The organism is Companilactobacillus mishanensis, assembly GCF_003946505.1.
Lineage (GTDB): Bacteria > Bacillota > Bacilli > Lactobacillales > Lactobacillaceae > Companilactobacillus > Companilactobacillus mishanensis.
Map to the genome: position 1 here is coordinate 43,013 of NZ_RHON01000010.1, position 18,077 is coordinate 61,089.

An 18,077-nucleotide genomic window follows, 5' to 3' on the forward strand; every position below is an offset into this window, starting at 1 on the left:
TATCTCCTTGAGTAAATATAAATATCATTATATTAAAATATATTTACAGTTTCTTGATATTACTATTATACAGAAAAAGCCCTAGAATTCCCAAAAAGGATAATTCTAAGACTTTATATACAAAATTTATAGATAATTATTTGATTTTATTTGAACTATCGATGATAAAGATAAAATTGACACCTATTTTTTTGAAATCATTTAGTCCAATATCAAAAAACGTTATAATTAAGATATTAATATCAAAAAGGAGCATCCCTTAATAATGGATAAAAGAATTAAAGGTTCATGTACGACTATTTTAGTCGGTAAAAAAGCCTCTATTGACGGCTCTACAATTATTTCCCGTAATGATGATGGTCACGAAGCTCTCGATCCTGAGCGCTTTGTTGTTATCAATCCTGAAGATCAACCTAAACATTACCAAGCTGTGATCAGTGGCGTAAAGGTGGATTTGCCTGATGACCCTATGCGTTATACTTCTATTCCAAATTCAATTTTGACAAACGGAATTTGGCCTGCTGCTGGTATCAACAGTGATAACGTTGCTATGTCAGCTACTGAAACTATCACTACTAACTCACGTGTCCTTGGACTTGATCCCTACGTTGAAGGTGGAATTGGTGAAGAAGATCTAGTTACTCTTGTTCTACCTTATATTCACAGTGCTGCTGAAGGTGTCGAACGTCTTGGCTCACTTCTTGAAAAATATGGAACATACGAACCAAACGGAATTGGTTTTTCTGATAAAAACGAAGTTTGGTGGCTTGAAACAATCGGTGGTCACCACTGGGCAGCTGTCCGTATCCCCGATGACGCTTACGTTGTTGCACCTAATCGTATGAATATCGATGATTTTGATTTCGAATCAGACAACACATTATACGCCGCTGATTTGAAAGAAATGATCGACAAGAATGATTTGAACCCTGATTTTGAAAAATATAATCTCCGTCATATCTTTGGTAGTTCTTCAATCAAAGATACTGTTTACAACAATCCTCGTGCTTGGTTCGGACAAAAGTATTTTAACCCAGAGATCGAACAGGATCCTATGGGTCAAGATTTACCATTCATCTGCCACGCCAACCGTAAGATTTCAATCGAAGATGTTAAATTCGTTTTGAGTTCTCACTATGAGAATACAAAATATGATGTTTATGGAAATGGTACTGAAGCCGAAAAGAAATTATTCCGTCCAATCGGTATCAACCGTAATCACGATGTTCACATTCTTCAAATCAGAAATGGTGTGCCTGACGAAATTGCTGGTATCCACTGGTTAGCATTTGGTGCCAATACTTTCAACTCAGTCGTTCCCTTCTATGCTAACGTTAACGACACACCTGCTTGCTACAAAGACGCTGACGATACTTTCAACTTGAACAATATGTATTGGTTGAGCTGTACTACTGCTCTATTGGGTGATACTGATTACGACTTCTACGTCGACTTCCGTAACACCTTTGAACTAGAAGCCATGGGTGCTTATCGTCAAATTCAACATGAAACTGATGCAGGTATTTCTGGAAAAAATGATGTGCAGTCATTCTTAGCAGATGCTAACAACAAGCTTGCTAATGAATCACTTAAACGTCAAACTAAACTACTTGGTGACATGGTTATTGCTGGATCAGAAAATATGAAACTTAGATATAATTTAAACGATTAATATTAACGTGTAATTCATAATTGGATTACACGTTTTTTTATATTATGTTGAAAAAGAAACCGTATACAAGTATGGTTAAAGCATAGACAAATATCTATATGTTATCTAGGGGGATATCATGCAAATATTTTTAGCCGTATTTATATTTTTGCTTACTTTAGTTTTCGTAATTTGGCAACCTAAGGGATTATCGATTGGCTGGACTGCCATCGGTGGTGCAGTTCTAGCACTGATTTTCCAAGTTGTCACCTTTAAGGATGTTGGTACCGTTACCGGCATTGTTTGGAACGCAACACTTTCGTTTGTTGCCATCATTTTGATCTCGCTGATTCTTGATCAAATTGGTTTCTTCGAATGGGCAGCTCTACACATGGCTCGACTTGCTAATGGCCATGGTATCAGAATGTTTATCTTCATTTCAGTCCTCGGTGCGATCGTAGCGGCATTATTCGCTAACGACGGTGCTGCTCTGATCCTGACACCTATCGTTTTAGCAATGGTTCGTGCACTGCACTTTGATGAGAAAAAAGTTTTCCCATTCATAATCGCCAGTGGATTTATCGCTGATACAACATCATTGCCACTAGTTGTTAGTAACCTCGTCAACATTGTTTCGGCAGACTTTTTCGGAATTACTTTTTCACAATATGCCTTAAGAATGTGGATTCCAGATTTATTCTCATTAGTCGCAAGTATAAGTATCTTGTACATTTTCTTCAGAAAATCCATTCCAAAGAAATACGATGTTACTCAACTAGCTGAGCCAAAAACTGCTATTAAAGATCCAGGACTATTTAAGTTTTCTTGGGTCGTTCTGGCAGCCTTGTTGATCGGCTACTTCAGTAGTAGTTTCATCCACGTTCCTGTTTCACTGATTGCCTTAACGATTGCCGCCATCTTCTTGATTGTTGGTGGTAGAAGTTCTCACGTTAACGTTAAAACTGTTGTTAAAGGCGCACCTTGGAACATCGTCTTCTTCTCCATCGGTATGTATGTCGTTGTCTATGGACTACAAAACGTTGGATTGACGGCTTTGCTTTCAACATTGGTCGCTAAAATTGCATCAGGTGGAACATTCTTAGCAACAATGGGAATGGGATACTTAGCCGCATTCCTTTCATCAGCTATGAACAATATGCCAACCGTTATGATCGATGCACTTGCTATCAAAGGCGCCAACGTTACTGGCCTTATGCATCAGACATTAGTTTATGCCAACATCATCGGTTCAGATTTAGGACCAAAGATCACACCAATTGGTTCTTTAGCAACTCTAGTTTGGTTGCATGTACTTGACCAAAAAGGTGTCAAAATCAAATGGGGAACTTACTTCAGAATCGGTATCACAATTACGATCCCTGTGTTATTCGTTACCCTATTAGGATTGTGGATCTCACTTTCAGTATTTGGATAAAACATCAGTCTTGGGAAACCAAGGCTTTTTTTATGCAATTTTGTACAAACACCAAACCATCGAAGGTGTCATACGTTTAATAACCCGTTCGTCAGATTTCAAAGCGACATTTTTCTCATTCGTCAAAACATATTCTGCATCTGTATCCTCATAAAGTTGATACGCCTGATACTTACTGGCGGCGGTTTTCACGTCAACATCTCCGACCACCTTTTCCAATAATTGTGCTGTTGCAGCATGTGTATATCCAACATCATTCTTAGCGTCAGTTCGCTGAACGACTACCAATGGATCAAGATTAGTCATAAAGCAGTTTTCTAATTCAAGGTTATCCAACATTTCATAGTGGATATCGCCCCAGCTTGCCTGCATCTGCTTGGATTTAAATGCAGCTGGAATCAACAAATAATCATTGGAATATCTTGTTAAATTATCGAGTATTCGTTCAAAACTTGAATGACCAACAATTTCAGCTTTACCCTGACATTCTTTGTTATTATACTGTTTTGCTGCTGCATAACTATCGGTCTCTCGTGGTCCTAGGGTGTGAATTTTCATAATGATATACCTCACAATTTTTTGGAAAATAAAAAGCCAGCTAGATTTGAAAATCCAGCTGGCTATAATTGACGAGTTCAACATTATAACAAAGGAATACCAGCTAGACTTTCACGTGTCTAGTTGGCCAAGACAAAACTGACTTCGCTAACCTTAGACACGAACGTGTTGGACGTCCGCATCTAAGTGCAATACGGACGCTACCTAAAGTTTACAAAGCCCATAAACGCTGTATTCATAGTAGGTCTGAGTTTAGCCATTGTTTTGTTTCCCTTCTTTTCTTATTACCGTTAATTAAAGCATTCTAATATTATTAAGTCAATGTTAAGCTAAAATATTTCCAACTTTATCGAGCCACTTTTGTCTCTTCTATTTTTAACTAAAAAGTATCTACATTTATATTTATGCCAATTTGAAAAAGTATAGAATAAAGATAGTTATGAAGGGAGTGTCAAAAATGAGAGCTGTTGTGGTAAATAAAGCTGGAGGACCAGAGGCCCTGGAAATTGAGGAACGCCCGATCCCCAAAGCAAACAAGTATGAATCAGTTATGAAGATATATGCTTTTCCCGTTCATAGATATGAAGTATTGACCCGTGAAGGTGGGTCACCATCTGTTAAATTCCCCCGTGTTATTGGAGTTGAAGCAGTCGGCGAAATCTATGAGACAACTGAGGATAGTGAATTCGAAATTGGAGAAAAAGTCATCACTTTAATGGGCGGCTTTGGACGTGAATTTGACGGAAGCTATGAAGAATATGCCCTAGTACCCAATGATCAGCTGTATCCTGTACATTATAACGGAGCATGGGAAACATTAGCGACATTTCCGGAAACGTTCTATACGGCCTTTGGTGCCTTAAAAGCGACACATCTACACGAGGGACAACATCTACTAGTTCGAGGAGGAACTACAGCTGTCGGTATGGCGGCAATTGAATTGGCTAAAACCATGGGACTCGTTGTCACAGGTACTAGCCGTCATGAATCTAATTTAGGTATGATAACAACTGTTACCGCTGATAATGCTGTACTTGATACTAATGGTGTTCTCGAGACAGATGAAATGTATGACGGCGTTATAGACATGATTGGTAATCCTGTTTTGGAAAATACACTAAGCCATTTGAAAGTCGGAGGAACATGTACAGTTTTAGGTATGGTCACTGGCGAATGGAAGATAAATGATTTTGATCCATTTGAATTTATGAGCAATAAATACCTTACCTATTATGACTCAACCAATGTTGACCCGCAGTTAGTAGACGAAATGTTCGACATCATAAACACTAACGATTTACAGATACCTATCGCAAAAATATTCAAGTTGTCTGATATTCAAGAAGTCCATAAATATGTTATGGAATCTCCAAGAAATATTGGACAAGTCATCGTAACTACTGATTAGTCAAAATCCTTAAAATTTTATTGGCTTTAATTACAGCTTCAACTATAATTAAAAATATAAATATTTTTATTTTTAGGGGGAGTTATAAATGAAACTAGCTAAGCCATTAATAGTTACGGCACTATTGACTCTAGGATTAACAGCAGTAGTGAGTAACCCAGTACTAAGCGATTTGTCGGGGAATAAAATTTCAGAAGTCAAAGCGGATGCCAATAGCGATTCGGCCGTTGCAACAGCTGCACTGAATGAAATGAATCGGTTAAGGACTCAAAACGGTCAATATCCAGTATCTTGGGACGCAGATTTACAAAATATTGCCAACAAACGAGTTAACGACCAAGTTGCAATAAACGATGTCGATTATCACCGTGGTTTCGATAGAAGTGTTTATCCATCACAATATGTTACGTCATCAAGTAGTGAAATTGTTGGATTGAAACGACCTCACATGAGTTTTGATAACTTAGATACCACTCAAAAAGGCCAACGAATAATCACCGACTACTATCGTGATTATGGAAATGCAGATTTTGGACACATGAAGAGTATGTTAAGTCCATTTATTGATCATGCTGCATTTGCTGTCGCAACTGGTAGTGATGGTACAACTTTCAACGTTGGAGTATTCGCTGGAACACCAGAAACATTTCAAGGTGCCGGTGGAAATGGTGCACTTGGTGCCTGGAATGTACTTTATACTTCCAATGGAAAAACTGGATTTGAAAGAGTCCGTTACGACCTAGTTGACGAAAATGGCACACGTACAGACTACAGAGGTTATGTTGGAAACGATCCACAATACGGATATACATTTACTCAACTAAGTGACCGAGGAAACATGGAGATAGTTAACATTAGTGGTGATTATTCCCCACTATACACATTTAACGGAACACGAGTTTCTAATCGTGGATTAGCTCCAGGTTCTAGCTGGGCAACAGATAGACTTATTATAATAGGTGATCATACTTACTATCGAGTATCTACAAATGAATTTGTAAAAGATGAAAATCTCGCACGTTAATATGCAAAAAGAGCTTTAGGAAAATTATTTCCTAAAGCCTTTTTTAATTGAACAATTTTAATATCTTGACCATGTTTCGCCATACTTAGACGAGTACAAACTTGATCCATCATAACTATAAGATTCGGTAACTGAACCGCCACCATCTTCGTTATATTGGATTCTAACGTGATCGCCATTGTTGGAGACAATCTTGTAAGTACCGGACTTGTCGCCAAGTTGATAAGTTCCATCACCGTACAAGCTTAAATCATCGTCATCATTTTCACCTTCATAGTCACCAACTATATCACTATCGGATGAACTGCTGCTTGAACTTGAGCTGTTGTTTGATGAGGAAGACGATGATGATCCACCGCCATTATCAGAACTACCTTCTGAAGTATCTCCACCGTTATCAGAATTATCTGAACTAGTATCAGTATCATCGTCAGAAGATTTATCTTTCTTAGCCTTCTTAACATTCATTTGAACATCAGAAGTAGATCCGTCGATTCCAACTTCAACTTGTTTAAACTTCGATTGCTTACTCTTTGTGCTGCTCTTGGCCTTAACGTCATAAACACCAGGAGTCATTTCTGGCAAAGTATATTCGTCGTTGAAAGATTTAGCAGCGATAGTTTTCCCATTTACTGTGAAGCTTGGGTTAGTGATATTTGTTTGCACTGCCACATTCTTGGTGGAAACGAGAATCTTGTACTTCTTATACAACAACATATATCTACCTTGTTGTACCACGCTGAAAGTTTTCGATTGGTCATTTGCTTGAATTTGTGTTCTGATTTTTGAAACAGTTGAATCATCTTTAGTGTATAAACGTTTCAAAGAATCAGCTTGATCTTCAGTCAATTGAGAGCCATCTTGCATGACCAAAGCTTTTCTCATTTGACCAACGTCACCGCTAGTTACCTTGTCTTCAAGACTGTGTACTTGACGGTTTTGACCATAGAACCAGAATCCTAATAGGTACAAAACAAGTAAAGTACCGACAACAATCAGGCCAATACGCAATTTAGGATTCATTTGTGACCACTTGCTGTTTCCTTTGCCTTTACCCTTACCTTTACGTGCAGCCTTTTTAGCTTTCTTAGTTGTAGGTGCACTGTTGTTAGGAGTTGGTTGATTAGTGTTAGAAGCTTGATTCATTTGTTGCGTATTTTGAGGAGCCATATTGTTTGGTTGTTGACCATTTGGGATAGGACCTTGAGGACCGTTAGGAACTGGACCTTGAGGTCTATTTTGTTGTCCTTGAGGACCATTGTTCATTGGACGTTGATTCTGTGGTGCTGGACCATTTGGTTTAGTAGCTTGAGAATTTGACGTTGTTGATTGAGATTCTTTGGTACTAGTTTTGGGAGCTTCTGTATCCTTTGGTGCCTTAGGTGCAGCGTTTGTTGGCTTAGAACCTTGAGGTGCCTTGTCAGCTGGCTTCTTATTTTGTGGAGCTGGGCCATTTGGTTGTGGACCCTGTGGTCCATTATTCATTGGTCCTTGATTTGGTTGCATAGGACCATTTGGTACTGGACCTTGGGGTCCATTATTCATTGGTCTTTGATTGGGTCCCATTGGACCGTTTGGAACCGGGCCCTGTGGTCCATTATTCATTGGGCCTTGATTTGGTACCATTGGACCGTTTGGAACTGGGCCTTGAGGTCCATTATTCATTGGTCCTTGATTTGGTCCCATTGGGCCATTTGGTACTGGACCTTGAGGTCCATTATTCATTGGTCTTTGGTTTGGTTGCATCGGACCGTTTGGAACTGGGCCTTGTGGTCCATTATTCATTGGTCCTTGATTTGGTTGCATAGGACCATTTGGTTGTGGGCCTTGAGGTCCATTATTCATTGGTTGATTGTTGACAGGACCATTGTTATTGGCAATATTTTCTGCAGCAAATTTTTTCAGATTAAATCCACAGTTTGGACAAAAATCATCATTAGCACCTAAATGTGTTCCACAATTAGGACAATTCTCTAATTTATTCATATTAATCCCCTAAAAATTTTTACTTTTGAACCGTTTGATAAAGTAATTTTGCAATTTTGTCGTGACCTAATTGGTTAGGATGGAACGAATCTTTTTGAATACTGTAAACGTCGCTATATCCAGAATCGTTCTTAGTAACACTTGGATCACCTTTCCAAATAGTTGAAAGATCAACTACCGGAATATTGTATTTCTTACCTATCTCTTCGATTTTTTGATCATAAACAACATCATTTTTTTCAAATTGACCACCAGTAGGTGACCAGGTTGTCATCAATAAAATCTGTGCATGCGTTCCATTTTTCACTTTGGAAACTACTGTATCTAAATTACGAGAAAAGTTTCCAAAATTTGTTGCATCAGTTCCGTATGCTGCGTCGTTCGTTCCAAATTCGATTGTTACCAAATCTGGATTATCATCGATGACCTTTTGGACCATCGGCAAACCAAAATTAGTAACAGTTTTACCCGCTAAAGAAGTATTATTTTCGATAACTTTTTTGTCAGTACCCTTTTGCAAATCATTGGCAAATTGGGTCGTAAAGCGTGTCGCTTTAGTGTTGGAAAATAGTCCAACTGATAAAGAATCACCCAGAGCATCATAAGTTATCGTCTTTTTATTTGAGTTCTTTAAAGTTGATAGAATAGTTTTCTTTGACGTCATTTTCGGCTTTTTCTTTTTATTATTAGTTTGTTTATGTTCAGTCTTAACTGACTTTTTGTCTGTAGCGTTATTAGTTTGTTGGGCACAAGCAGTTACTACAATCGCCAGTAAAAGAAGAAGAACATAAAAGATTCCACTACGTTTTTTCATCAAGCTATAATTCCTGAAATAATATTCTGCCCAATACTTTGATTAGAAATACTATGCATAAGTGAATTTCCAATGAATCTACCTATCAAGGCTAAAATGATTGTTACAACTATGAAGGCAATGATGGCGACGTAAATTTTATCGATCCTCATTTTGACATCAGTTACGATTATCGAAGCTAGGAACGCGACAGTCCAAATAATCGTAATAAACGCAAGCATCAATATCAAAACGGTCATGAAAGCATACGACTGGTTCTGTTCGGCACTGATAAAGTTTTCGAGATTTTTCGGAGTCAGAGCGAACATTAAAATGATCAATAACACATCAAGAATCAGCATTGAATTACTGTAACTGGCGATTTGATTGAAATATGAAAATGCACCAGATTTGTCGCTTATGAAATACCGCTTTGTTAAAAATCCGATTAACAAGTATACGGCATTAAATACCAGTACAAGTAAGAATAGCTTCAGATACAGCATAATCCCAGATGGAACCATTTTTTGAATGGTAGATGAAGCACTACTACCTGAGCTTTCTACATAATCCTGCACTTCACTGAGAGCTTCCAGTGTTGCTCCAAAAATTCGACTTCCGGTGACGTACAATGCCAAAGCGACTAATAGAGAATTCAAAAGAAGAGAAATCAATCCGAAAAAGTTGTTCTCATTAGATACTTCAGATGGATGGATCAAAGAATTCTTGTACCAAACAAAGTAGTTAGAAAAACTATCCTTGTGCACTCCAGAGTTACCTGATGCCGGCTGGTTGGGATTCATCTGTTGCTGAAAGTTTGGATTCATATTTGGATTCATTTGAGGCTGATTTTGAAATGGCTGATTATTAGGCATCTGGTTGCCAGGCATTTGATTGCCAGGCATTGGCCCATTTTGCGTAGGTCCCATATTGGGCTGCATATTAGGTGGCATATTCTGTCCCTGATTCATTTGGGGTTGATTGTTTGGAGTTGGCATTGGTCCCATATTGGGTTGCATGTTTGGATTAGTATTGGAATTAACATTTTGATTCATTTGAGGTTGATTATTTTGTGCAGGTCCCATGTTTTGAGGCATTGATTGATTAGGAACTCCACTTGGATTGATGGGGCCATTCGAAGTAGAAAGATTTTGTTGATTCGACCCTCCATTTGGAATTGAAGTATTATGTTCAGGTTGAGGTTCTGGCTTATTATCAAAACCTGATTTATTTTCTTTGGGATCTAATTGAACAGGATTAGGTTCTTTTTTTGTAGGTTCCATTTTTGATGTGTTCGCCGGATCCATTTGAACTGAACTTTCCCCTTGGTTCGATTCAGGAATCTTTGCCCCACACTTCGTACAAAATTTCACTCCAGGTTGAAGTGGTGCACCACAATTTGGGCAGTTCTTCATGAAGTATTTCCCCCTTACAACATAAATATAAATATTTTTTTAAAGATACAAATAGTATAGCAAATAAAATACCCAAAATATTAATATACGAGCATAAAAACGATTACAAAACAAAAAAGTGACCCGTTTTTCAACGGATCACTTCATATATGATATGATATTTGATTTTAAATATCATGTGACTTAATAGTTTTATTGAATCCCATTTTGTACAGAATAACCAACAATATTGATACAGCAACGAGCAATATCAGTGCGGTCAAAAATATATTATGTATTCCACTGAACAATATTGTTCTCATTTCCGGCAATAAATGTTGTGGCAAAAGTTTGGCAGCTTTCGAATCACTCAAGCGGTTCATCATGGCCATTGTTATCTGGCCATGACTTTCGGCAACTCCACGGAACAATGCATGATTCAAAATAACTCCATAAATAGATGACATAAATGTTTGAGCTAAAATTCTGACCAAATATGCGAATGATGTTGCGATTGGAACATCTCGTGGCTCAGCATCAGATTGAACGGCAACTTGCAGAACGTTGAAACATAGTCCTAATCCAAATCCTTCAAACATCCCCATTATCAATAAAAATGTATAGCTCGTCTGCTGTCCAGCGATGAATAATCCGATAAAGGCAACTAAAAACGAAGCTGTACCAATGGAAATAATGTTGTATCTTCCCAAAGGTCTCTGCAAAATAGGTCCCAATTCTGATCCAATAAAGTTAGTTATTGAACCTGGAATCTGTGTCATACCACCAATTAGAGCACTCAATCCCATGATACCTTGCGCCCACATTGGAACGTAAATATTGAAAGCGACGAATGCTCCCCACAATAATGCGAATAACAACATGTCGACAACTAATTGAGCATTTTTAAATAATCGGTTAGGAACGATTGGGTCAACAGCTTTACTCTCAGCTTTGACCATCCATGCCACAAGTAAAATACCAACTAAAATAAATCCAAGTGTCACAAATATAGAAGAAACTCCTAATTCCTGAATCCCAATCAAGATAGAAACCAGTCCAAATACCATTAACGTAGCACCTTTGTAGTCTATCTTTGCCTTATTCAGTCTCTGTTTAATTTTGAAGTAGAACACGACAATTAAAATTGATAATAAGGCTAAAGGAAGATTAATGTAGAACACCCAGTGCCAACTGAAAGTATCAACAATCCAGCCACCTAACAATGGGCCAATAATTGAAGTACCACTGAAACTGGCAGCCGCAACTCCAATAACCTGGGCTCGTCGACGAATATTTTTAAACATTTGAGAATAAATAATAAAAGGAATCGTGTTCATACCACCCGCGCCAATTCCCATGAATGCACGGGCAATAATAAACCATGTAATATTGGTAGCTAAACCTTGGAATAAAGCACCGACCATAAACACAATAGTTGACGTGATATAAGCAGTTTTGTTACCCTTTTTCTCGCCAAATTTACTCCAAAGTGGCGTCGCCACAGCCATTCCAAGTAGAAAAATTGCCACAATCCATCCCATATACTGGATTGCGTGCAGATCACTTACGATTGCCGGCAAGGCAGTATTAATGATAGTCGCATCCAGTCCTGCCATGGCATTCGACAGAATCAACGCAAACGTGACGATATATTTACTTCTCCGATTCACAATTTATTCCCCCATTTTTGAAACAAAAGCAGTTAGTACTCATAACGTAAAATATTAGTCTTATGAAAATCAGGTGTCAATTTACAGAAATTTGCTCTTTATTATTTCAGATAGTCTTTTGATTGCTTGATCAAATTCAGAACTACTTACATATGCGAATGATAATCTGAGTGATCGGTTTTCCTTAAAATCATATATATCACCAGGATTCAGTAAAATACCAGCGTTTGCAGCAATCTCAAAAAGCTTCTCAATTTTTATTTTCTTATTGAACGTCAGCCAGATATAAAAACCACCAGTCGGCTTTTTCCATGTAGCGATATCACTGAAATATTTTGTAAGATTATCTAAGGCTGCATCTCGACGTTTTTTTAATATTTTTCGTAGATCATCAACATATTCGTCATAAACACCGCTGTTCAAAAATTCTGCCATCGCCCATTGTGACAATGAACTCGCACCATAATCCATCTGCATTTTGATATCACCAAGTCTATCTACGATTGGCTTATCAGCGACTACCCAGCCTATTCGAAGACCAGGAGCTAATGTTTTAGATGCGGTTCCTAAATGAATAACCATTCCGTTTTCATCTAATGATTTCAGAGTAGTCGGTGATTCGCCGTCATAACAAAGTTCTTGATATGCACCATCTTCAATAATTGGCAATCCGTTATCATTGCAATATTTCATTAAATCTTGTCGTCTATCTTCAGACATAGTGATACCGGTTGGATTCTGATTAGTTGGGATTGTATAGAGAGCATTATGCTCATCCTGATTTCTAGACAATTTCCAATATTCCAATCCTTGATGATCTATCGGTACACCCGACAACTTCATACCGGCAGACTGAAACATTTCTAAAGATTTCAGGTAGCTCGGAGCCTCTGTATAGACAGTACTGCCATGCTTTAAAAGACTTACTGATATAAGTTGTAACGCCTGTAAGGAACCTGAAGTGATCAAAATATTGTCTGGACTAGCATATATACCAAATTTCTCAAGATGATTTGAAATTGCTTGTCGAAGTTCTGACAATCCCAAATTTTCAAGATATCCCAATGACGTTAATCTATTACTAACTTTCAGCAGAATATCCTTCCACATATCTCGAGGGAACAGTCGTGGATCAATTTCACCCGTCCCAATTCGAATAACATTTTCAGTAAATTCCAAGCGGTTTATTGATTGTACGATAGCTTTATTTTCTTGGAAGAAACCTGAAGATAAATAGCTGTTCCATTCCGAATTATCGGGCAATAGAAGTGACCAAGTATTACTGGAAATTTGAGTACCTGCACCATGTCGTCCTGATACGATTCCATAGGAAGTTAATTCATCAATAGCAGTTGTAACGGTGCTACGATTGACTTCAAAAATCGCTGATAGCTCGCGTTGCGAAGGTAATCTCGTCCCAATTGGCCATTCCCCACTTGCGACTTTGTCACTGACAAATTTTACTATTTGACGATACATCGGCACGTTGCTGTCTTTGTTCGGTTTCCATTCAATATCAATAGCAGAAATTTGTTTCATCTAATCACTCCGTTTGGCTGGGTCTACAATATTGATTTGGCTGGTCACAATCGTTAAGACCAACATTATAATCATCTATATTAAGTCTAATACTAGTACTTTTAAGATAATTAATATAGAAAATTTGGTTGGTATAGAGGTAATATAAATGAACTTTTTCATTCAGGGTTTAACTATGGGATTGGCATATGTCATCCCAATCGGAATGCAGAACCTTTTCGTGATCGATTCTGCATTAACAAACACACGTAAAAGAGCATTACTAAACGCATTAATTGTAATATTTTTCGATGTAGCATTATCGCTTAGCTGTTTCTTTGGGATAGGTATCCTGATGCAACATTACCAGTGGTTAAAACTAGCAATCCTGTTGATAGGAAGTTTAATAGTTATCTATATCGGAGTTGGATTAATTCGACCAGGAAAAACAGAAGCCAATCAATCCAGATCAACAACCACATTAAAGAAAACCATCTCCACAGCTTTTGTGGTTACTTGGTTCAATCCGCAAGCAATTATTGATGGAACGATGATGTTAGGCGCATTCCGAGTAACTCTACCAACAAGCAGTTCCACCCCTTTTATCACCGGAGTTTCCATTGCTTCAGTAATCTGGTTCACGGGGTTAACATTGTTGATCTCATTTTTCAGTGATTGGTTCAATCCCAAAGTGTTACGAATCATCAACTTGATTTGTGGAGTAATTATTATTGGTTACGGCGTAAAATTGTTATTTAATTTCTTTCAATTGATCCTACATTAAACAAAAACGACATGCTTTCGTAATTGAAAACATGCCGTTCATTGATTACTTAATAAAATGAATAATTGCCATAGCTAATACTGAAATTAAAACTGATACGATTGTCGTTGAAATCAAAGCTAATATGGCGATATAAAACTTATCAAATTTAGCTTTACCCTCATCCATCACAATTGTGACAATTATTGAACCTTGCCAGATAACATTGCTAAGTGTAAATAGAGCTAAGAGTGTATATAGGTACCAAGGACGTAGCATTTCTAATACTGATTCTGGCGTGGCAAACACCACAAAAAGAGCAACAATGATACTAATAATAATCATAGAGTTGCTTCTAGAAACAATGGAATTGAATAGATCGAAGAAGCCTTTACCTTTTCCAATACACCAACGTTTAATCAGGTACGCCATGACCAAATACAATAATTTGGCAATCAATAACGAAGCAAATAATATACCAAAAGTTAGGAATGGATTGGGAACAGCCGGATGAACGGCAGAATTATTTGAAACCATTCTTGTCATACCGATCATAGCTCTTGCCATAGATTCTTGAACTTTAGTAACGATAAAAGTAACTGAGACAGCTACTAAAAGGACATTTATTAAAACTGAGATAATTGGGTAAGACTTTCCTGAATATTGGACGTCAGATGGTCGTTTTAAGGAATGATTGTACCAATCAAAAAATCCGAAAATACTTTTCATTAATATATGACTCCTAAAGTTAAATTTAACATTAGAATCAGTATATCAATATAACTTAGTATTATCGAAAGGTAAACCGATTTCATTAGAAGTTCATTTTAATTTAAACGCAAATTCATAAGAAATATTTTCTTTCAACTTAGTTTCTTTAAATGCAGATTCTTGATGTGAATATTGACTGATCTCTTTAGCATTGAATTTGCTAAACTTTTTGAGTACCTCATTCAAAATCTGGATTTCTGACGATGTAAAATTATCGGAGTTAAATTCTTTCTTTGAGAAGATTTTTTCACCATGCATATTTTCAAATGGCACCATATCAATCACCCCATCATCAGATAATTGAGTGTATAAAAGCTCAAAATCAGTGGGCACTGGTCCAAAATGATCATGCTTATAACTTGCTCCGGTCAAAGATTTGGAAGTCTTCTGAAAATTGTAAAAATCAGCGTAAAAAAGTAATTTGTTTAATTTGGTTTTCGATAAATTGTTATTATGCTTGGAAAAGAACACTACCACATTCTCAAACTTATCCAAATTGAAATTTGTAAAACCACTATAGACAGTTTGTTCGATCTTTTTATTACGAGTCAAATACACATCAATGATGAGGTTATTTCTCGCCTTACTTTTAGCCAGCGTACATCTGATATCATCACACTCTTTATCTGTTAATTTAGCCTTGTTACGTTCAAAAAAATTCTCAAAAGATTCGTCATCATTTATTAATTGTTGAAGAAGATTACTTATGCTTTCAGTTGGCAAGGACCCCTTCTCGTACCTAGCAACAGTCGCCGAACCAATACCTAGAAGTTTTGCCAAAGAGCGTTGACTTAGATGATATTTTTTACGAAAGCTCACTATTTCTGCACTAGATATCAATCCATTTTTCAATTTATATTCGTTAAAAGCTTTATTGATCGCAATTGAGTCCAATTCAACATTAGAAATTAGCTCCCCAGATGAAGTATCAACCTCAGCATCAGAAAAGACAGTAATGCTCTCATCACGAACTTTGAATGTTTGTTTGATATTTTTAACTTTTGTTTTCAAGATGATCACGTTCCTCTTTTTTAATTTTCTGAATATGGCAAAATGAATAGCTTATTACTTTTATGAAATGATAAAACTTTACATTTTGAATCCTGAAATTTTAATTTAATGTATATTGGAATTGAATTATCACCCCAAATATAAATAAATTCCCAAATTTCAGTTCCATCGCCATTATGATCAAAGCTTGGTCCGCGCAAATAATTTTTAGGAGTTAGATCAAGAAGAACATCGACTGCATCATTCAATGTCATTCCTAACGAGGTTATTGGGTCATAATCCCTTGGTATCCAAGTAATCTGCTTGTTTCCAATCGAAAGCTTAACTTTAAATAAGTAAAGAACTATATTGCTAATATTCGTAAAACTCACTGAGTTATACCTATACTTTTCATAATTTATGATACGGGGAAATTTTATGTTTTGCAATCAATTGATAGCAAATATCCGGTATTTCCCAATCATTATTAAATTACGAAACAATTTGGAAACTATTTTTATTAACAAATTTCTAATTTAACTATTTACAAATTAAAAAAGAATGCTAATATAAGTTTCAACAAGACAAAAACAACAAGAAAGACGAGTAAGTTAAATCAACCTGACAGTGAATTGAGGTTTAGTGAGAACTCAATCAGCGTTTGATCTTTCTGAATAACACTTTCTTAAGTTTCTAACTGAAATGGCGCAGTCAAAGTAGGTGTAGACGTTTCCGGTACGTTACCATCGGTAGAGTATGTTTGTACTCTTTATTGAGGTGGCTTATTTTATATAAGCAACTTGGGTGGTACCGCGAAGTCTTTCGTCCCTTTTATTAGGGATGGAAGACTTTTTTTGTTGCTTTTGTCCATTGGTATCAAAATTAAAAAACAGAGGAGAACCGCTATGCATATTATCAAACCAAAATCATATGAACCAAAATTAACTACTAAGGAAACGCAAGCTGCTATTCGTTTCATTCGTGAAACTTTCCAAGACGAATTTGGTAAGGAATTGAACTTGTCACGTATTTCAGCACCTATGTTTCTAGAAAAAGATACTGGTTTGAACGATAACCTTAACGGTATTGAAAAACCTGTTTCTTTTGAAATGAAAGACATGCCAGGCAAAACAATTGAAATTGTCCATTCACTTGCTAAATGGAAGCGCTGGGCTTTGCATCACTACGATTTCCAATTGGGCGAAGGTCTTTACACTAACATGAACGCCATACGTAAGGACGAAGATCTCGATAACTTCCATTCAATCTACGTTGACCAATGGGACTGGGAAAAAGTTATCAGAAAAGAAGACCGTACTAAGGAAACACTTGAAAGTACAGTTAAACAAATTTTTAAAGTTATCAAACATATGGAACACGAAGTTTGGTACAAGTTCCCAGAAGCAGTTCACCATTTACCAGACGAAATCCATTTTGTAACATCACAAGAACTAGAAGACAGATGGCCAGACAAGACACCTAGAGAACGTGAAAACGCCATTTCTAAAGAACTCGGATGTGTCTTCATCGAACAAATCGGTGGTGCATTGAAGAGCGGTCAACCACATGATCTACGTGCCCCTGATTACGATGACTGGAAATTAAACGGTGATATCATGTTCTGGTACGAACCACTAGATCAAGCTATTGAAATTTCATCAATGGGTGTTCGTGTTGATGCCAAATCAATGAAAGAACAACTCAAGATCCGTGTCGAAGAAGAACGTTTGCAATTGCCATATCATAAGATGATCGAAGCCGAAGAACTACCATTCACAATCGGTGGAGGAATCGGACAATCACGTCTATGTATGTTATTGCTTGGTAAAGCTCACGTTGGTGAAGTACAAGCCAGCGTATGGCCACAAGAATATATCGATGATTGTGCTAAATACAACATCCATATTTTATAAGATAGAAAAAGATGCGTCCCAAACCGGTTTGAAGTGAACCCCATTAATTGGAGTTTATTCTAAAATTTATTCGTCTAATCACAATATGTGATTAGACGATTTTTTGTTTATACGAAAGTCTCATCGCATTTGGGGTTAACCAGTTGTTGGATGATCTGATTCGTTTCGTATTGTAGTAACGGATCCAATTGTCTATTGCACTT

General features: G+C 37.0%; 15 protein-coding genes and 1 other annotated feature. Of the genes, 6 read left to right on the forward strand and 9 right to left on the reverse strand.

Features of this window, described 5'->3' with window-relative positions:
* The first annotated feature begins 265 nt into the window (after positions 1 to 265).
* Positions 266 to 1,672, forward strand: coding sequence for a C69 family dipeptidase (locus tag EKM63_RS09965; protein WP_125706221.1), 1,407 nt, complete (start codon positions 266 to 268; stop codon positions 1,670 to 1,672).
* Positions 1,673 to 1,790: 118 nt separating this feature from the next.
* Complete coding sequence (locus tag EKM63_RS09970) at positions 1,791 to 3,086, forward strand: arsenic transporter (RefSeq protein WP_125706223.1); 1,296 nt, start codon at positions 1,791 to 1,793, stop codon at positions 3,084 to 3,086.
* Positions 3,087 to 3,116: 30 nt separating this feature from the next.
* Here the strand turns inward: EKM63_RS09970 and EKM63_RS09975 are convergent, their stop codons facing one another.
* Positions 3,117 to 3,644: an amino acid biosynthesis protein gene (locus EKM63_RS09975; protein WP_125706224.1), complete on the reverse strand. Its 528-nt coding sequence runs from the start codon at positions 3,642 to 3,644 to the stop codon at positions 3,117 to 3,119.
* Between the two features lie 457 nt (positions 3,645 to 4,101).
* On the opposite strand from EKM63_RS09975, the gene EKM63_RS09980 reads away from it, so the two are divergent.
* Both EKM63_RS09980 and EKM63_RS09985 read left to right on the forward strand, forming a co-directional pair.
* Positions 4,102 to 5,052 (forward strand): zinc-binding dehydrogenase, encoded by a 951-nt coding sequence (locus EKM63_RS09980; protein WP_125706226.1) that lies wholly within the window; start codon positions 4,102 to 4,104, stop codon positions 5,050 to 5,052.
* A gap of 88 nt (positions 5,053 to 5,140) precedes the next feature.
* Positions 5,141 to 6,076: a CAP domain-containing protein gene (locus EKM63_RS09985; protein WP_125706228.1), complete on the forward strand. Its 936-nt coding sequence runs from the start codon at positions 5,141 to 5,143 to the stop codon at positions 6,074 to 6,076.
* 57 nt (positions 6,077 to 6,133) lie between these two features.
* Here the strand turns inward: EKM63_RS09985 and EKM63_RS09990 are convergent, their stop codons facing one another.
* From EKM63_RS09990 to pdxR, 5 genes are all read right to left on the reverse strand, one after another.
* Complete coding sequence (locus EKM63_RS09990; protein WP_125706230.1) at positions 6,134 to 8,062, reverse strand: zinc ribbon domain-containing protein; 1,929 nt, start codon at positions 8,060 to 8,062, stop codon at positions 6,134 to 6,136.
* 19 nt (positions 8,063 to 8,081) lie between these two features.
* Entirely contained in the window at positions 8,082 to 8,876 is a 795-nt protein-coding gene (locus EKM63_RS09995; protein ID WP_125706232.1) for an SGNH/GDSL hydrolase family protein, read from the reverse strand.
* Positions 8,876 to 10,270 carry a zinc-ribbon domain-containing protein gene (locus EKM63_RS10000; RefSeq protein WP_125706234.1) on the reverse strand — a complete coding sequence of 465 codons (1,395 nt, stop codon included), beginning with the start codon at positions 10,268 to 10,270 and terminating at the stop codon, positions 8,876 to 8,878. Before EKM63_RS10000 ends, EKM63_RS09995 begins: the two co-directional genes overlap by 1 nt.
* A gap of 167 nt (positions 10,271 to 10,437) precedes the next feature.
* Positions 10,438 to 11,919 carry an MFS transporter gene (locus EKM63_RS10005; protein ID WP_125706236.1) on the reverse strand — a complete coding sequence of 494 codons (1,482 nt, stop codon included), beginning with the start codon at positions 11,917 to 11,919 and terminating at the stop codon, positions 10,438 to 10,440.
* Between the two features lie 81 nt (positions 11,920 to 12,000).
* The gene (gene pdxR, locus EKM63_RS10010; RefSeq protein ID WP_125706238.1) at positions 12,001 to 13,458 is read right to left on the reverse strand and encodes a MocR-like pyridoxine biosynthesis transcription factor PdxR; all 1,458 of its coding nucleotides are present in this window, start codon (positions 13,456 to 13,458) and stop codon (positions 12,001 to 12,003) included.
* A 148-nt stretch (positions 13,459 to 13,606) separates the two neighbouring features.
* Here pdxR and EKM63_RS10015 point away from each other — a divergent pair, with 148 nt between their 5' ends.
* Positions 13,607 to 14,221: a LysE/ArgO family amino acid transporter gene (locus EKM63_RS10015; RefSeq protein ID WP_125706240.1), complete on the forward strand. Its 615-nt coding sequence runs from the start codon at positions 13,607 to 13,609 to the stop codon at positions 14,219 to 14,221.
* Positions 14,222 to 14,266: 45 nt separating this feature from the next.
* Here the strand turns inward: EKM63_RS10015 and EKM63_RS10020 are convergent, their stop codons facing one another.
* The 3 genes from EKM63_RS10020 to EKM63_RS10030 form a co-directional block, all read right to left on the reverse strand.
* Positions 14,267 to 14,929 (reverse strand): hypothetical protein, encoded by a 663-nt coding sequence (locus tag EKM63_RS10020; RefSeq protein ID WP_125706242.1) that lies wholly within the window; start codon positions 14,927 to 14,929, stop codon positions 14,267 to 14,269.
* Between the two features lie 93 nt (positions 14,930 to 15,022).
* Positions 15,023 to 15,982, reverse strand: a complete 960-nt coding sequence (locus EKM63_RS10025) for a type II TA system antitoxin MqsA family protein (protein ID WP_125706244.1) — start codon at positions 15,980 to 15,982, stop codon at positions 15,023 to 15,025.
* A gap of 20 nt (positions 15,983 to 16,002) precedes the next feature.
* Complete coding sequence (locus tag EKM63_RS10030) at positions 16,003 to 16,353, reverse strand: type II toxin-antitoxin system MqsR family toxin (RefSeq protein WP_164504952.1); 351 nt, start codon at positions 16,351 to 16,353, stop codon at positions 16,003 to 16,005.
* A gap of 192 nt (positions 16,354 to 16,545) precedes the next feature.
* Positions 16,546 to 16,794, forward strand: a binding site (T-box leader).
* A gap of 72 nt (positions 16,795 to 16,866) precedes the next feature.
* Here EKM63_RS10030 and asnA point away from each other — a divergent pair.
* Positions 16,867 to 17,874 carry an aspartate--ammonia ligase gene (asnA, locus tag EKM63_RS10035; protein ID WP_125706248.1) on the forward strand — a complete coding sequence of 336 codons (1,008 nt, stop codon included), beginning with the start codon at positions 16,867 to 16,869 and terminating at the stop codon, positions 17,872 to 17,874.
* Positions 17,875 to 18,077: the final 203 nt, after the last annotated feature.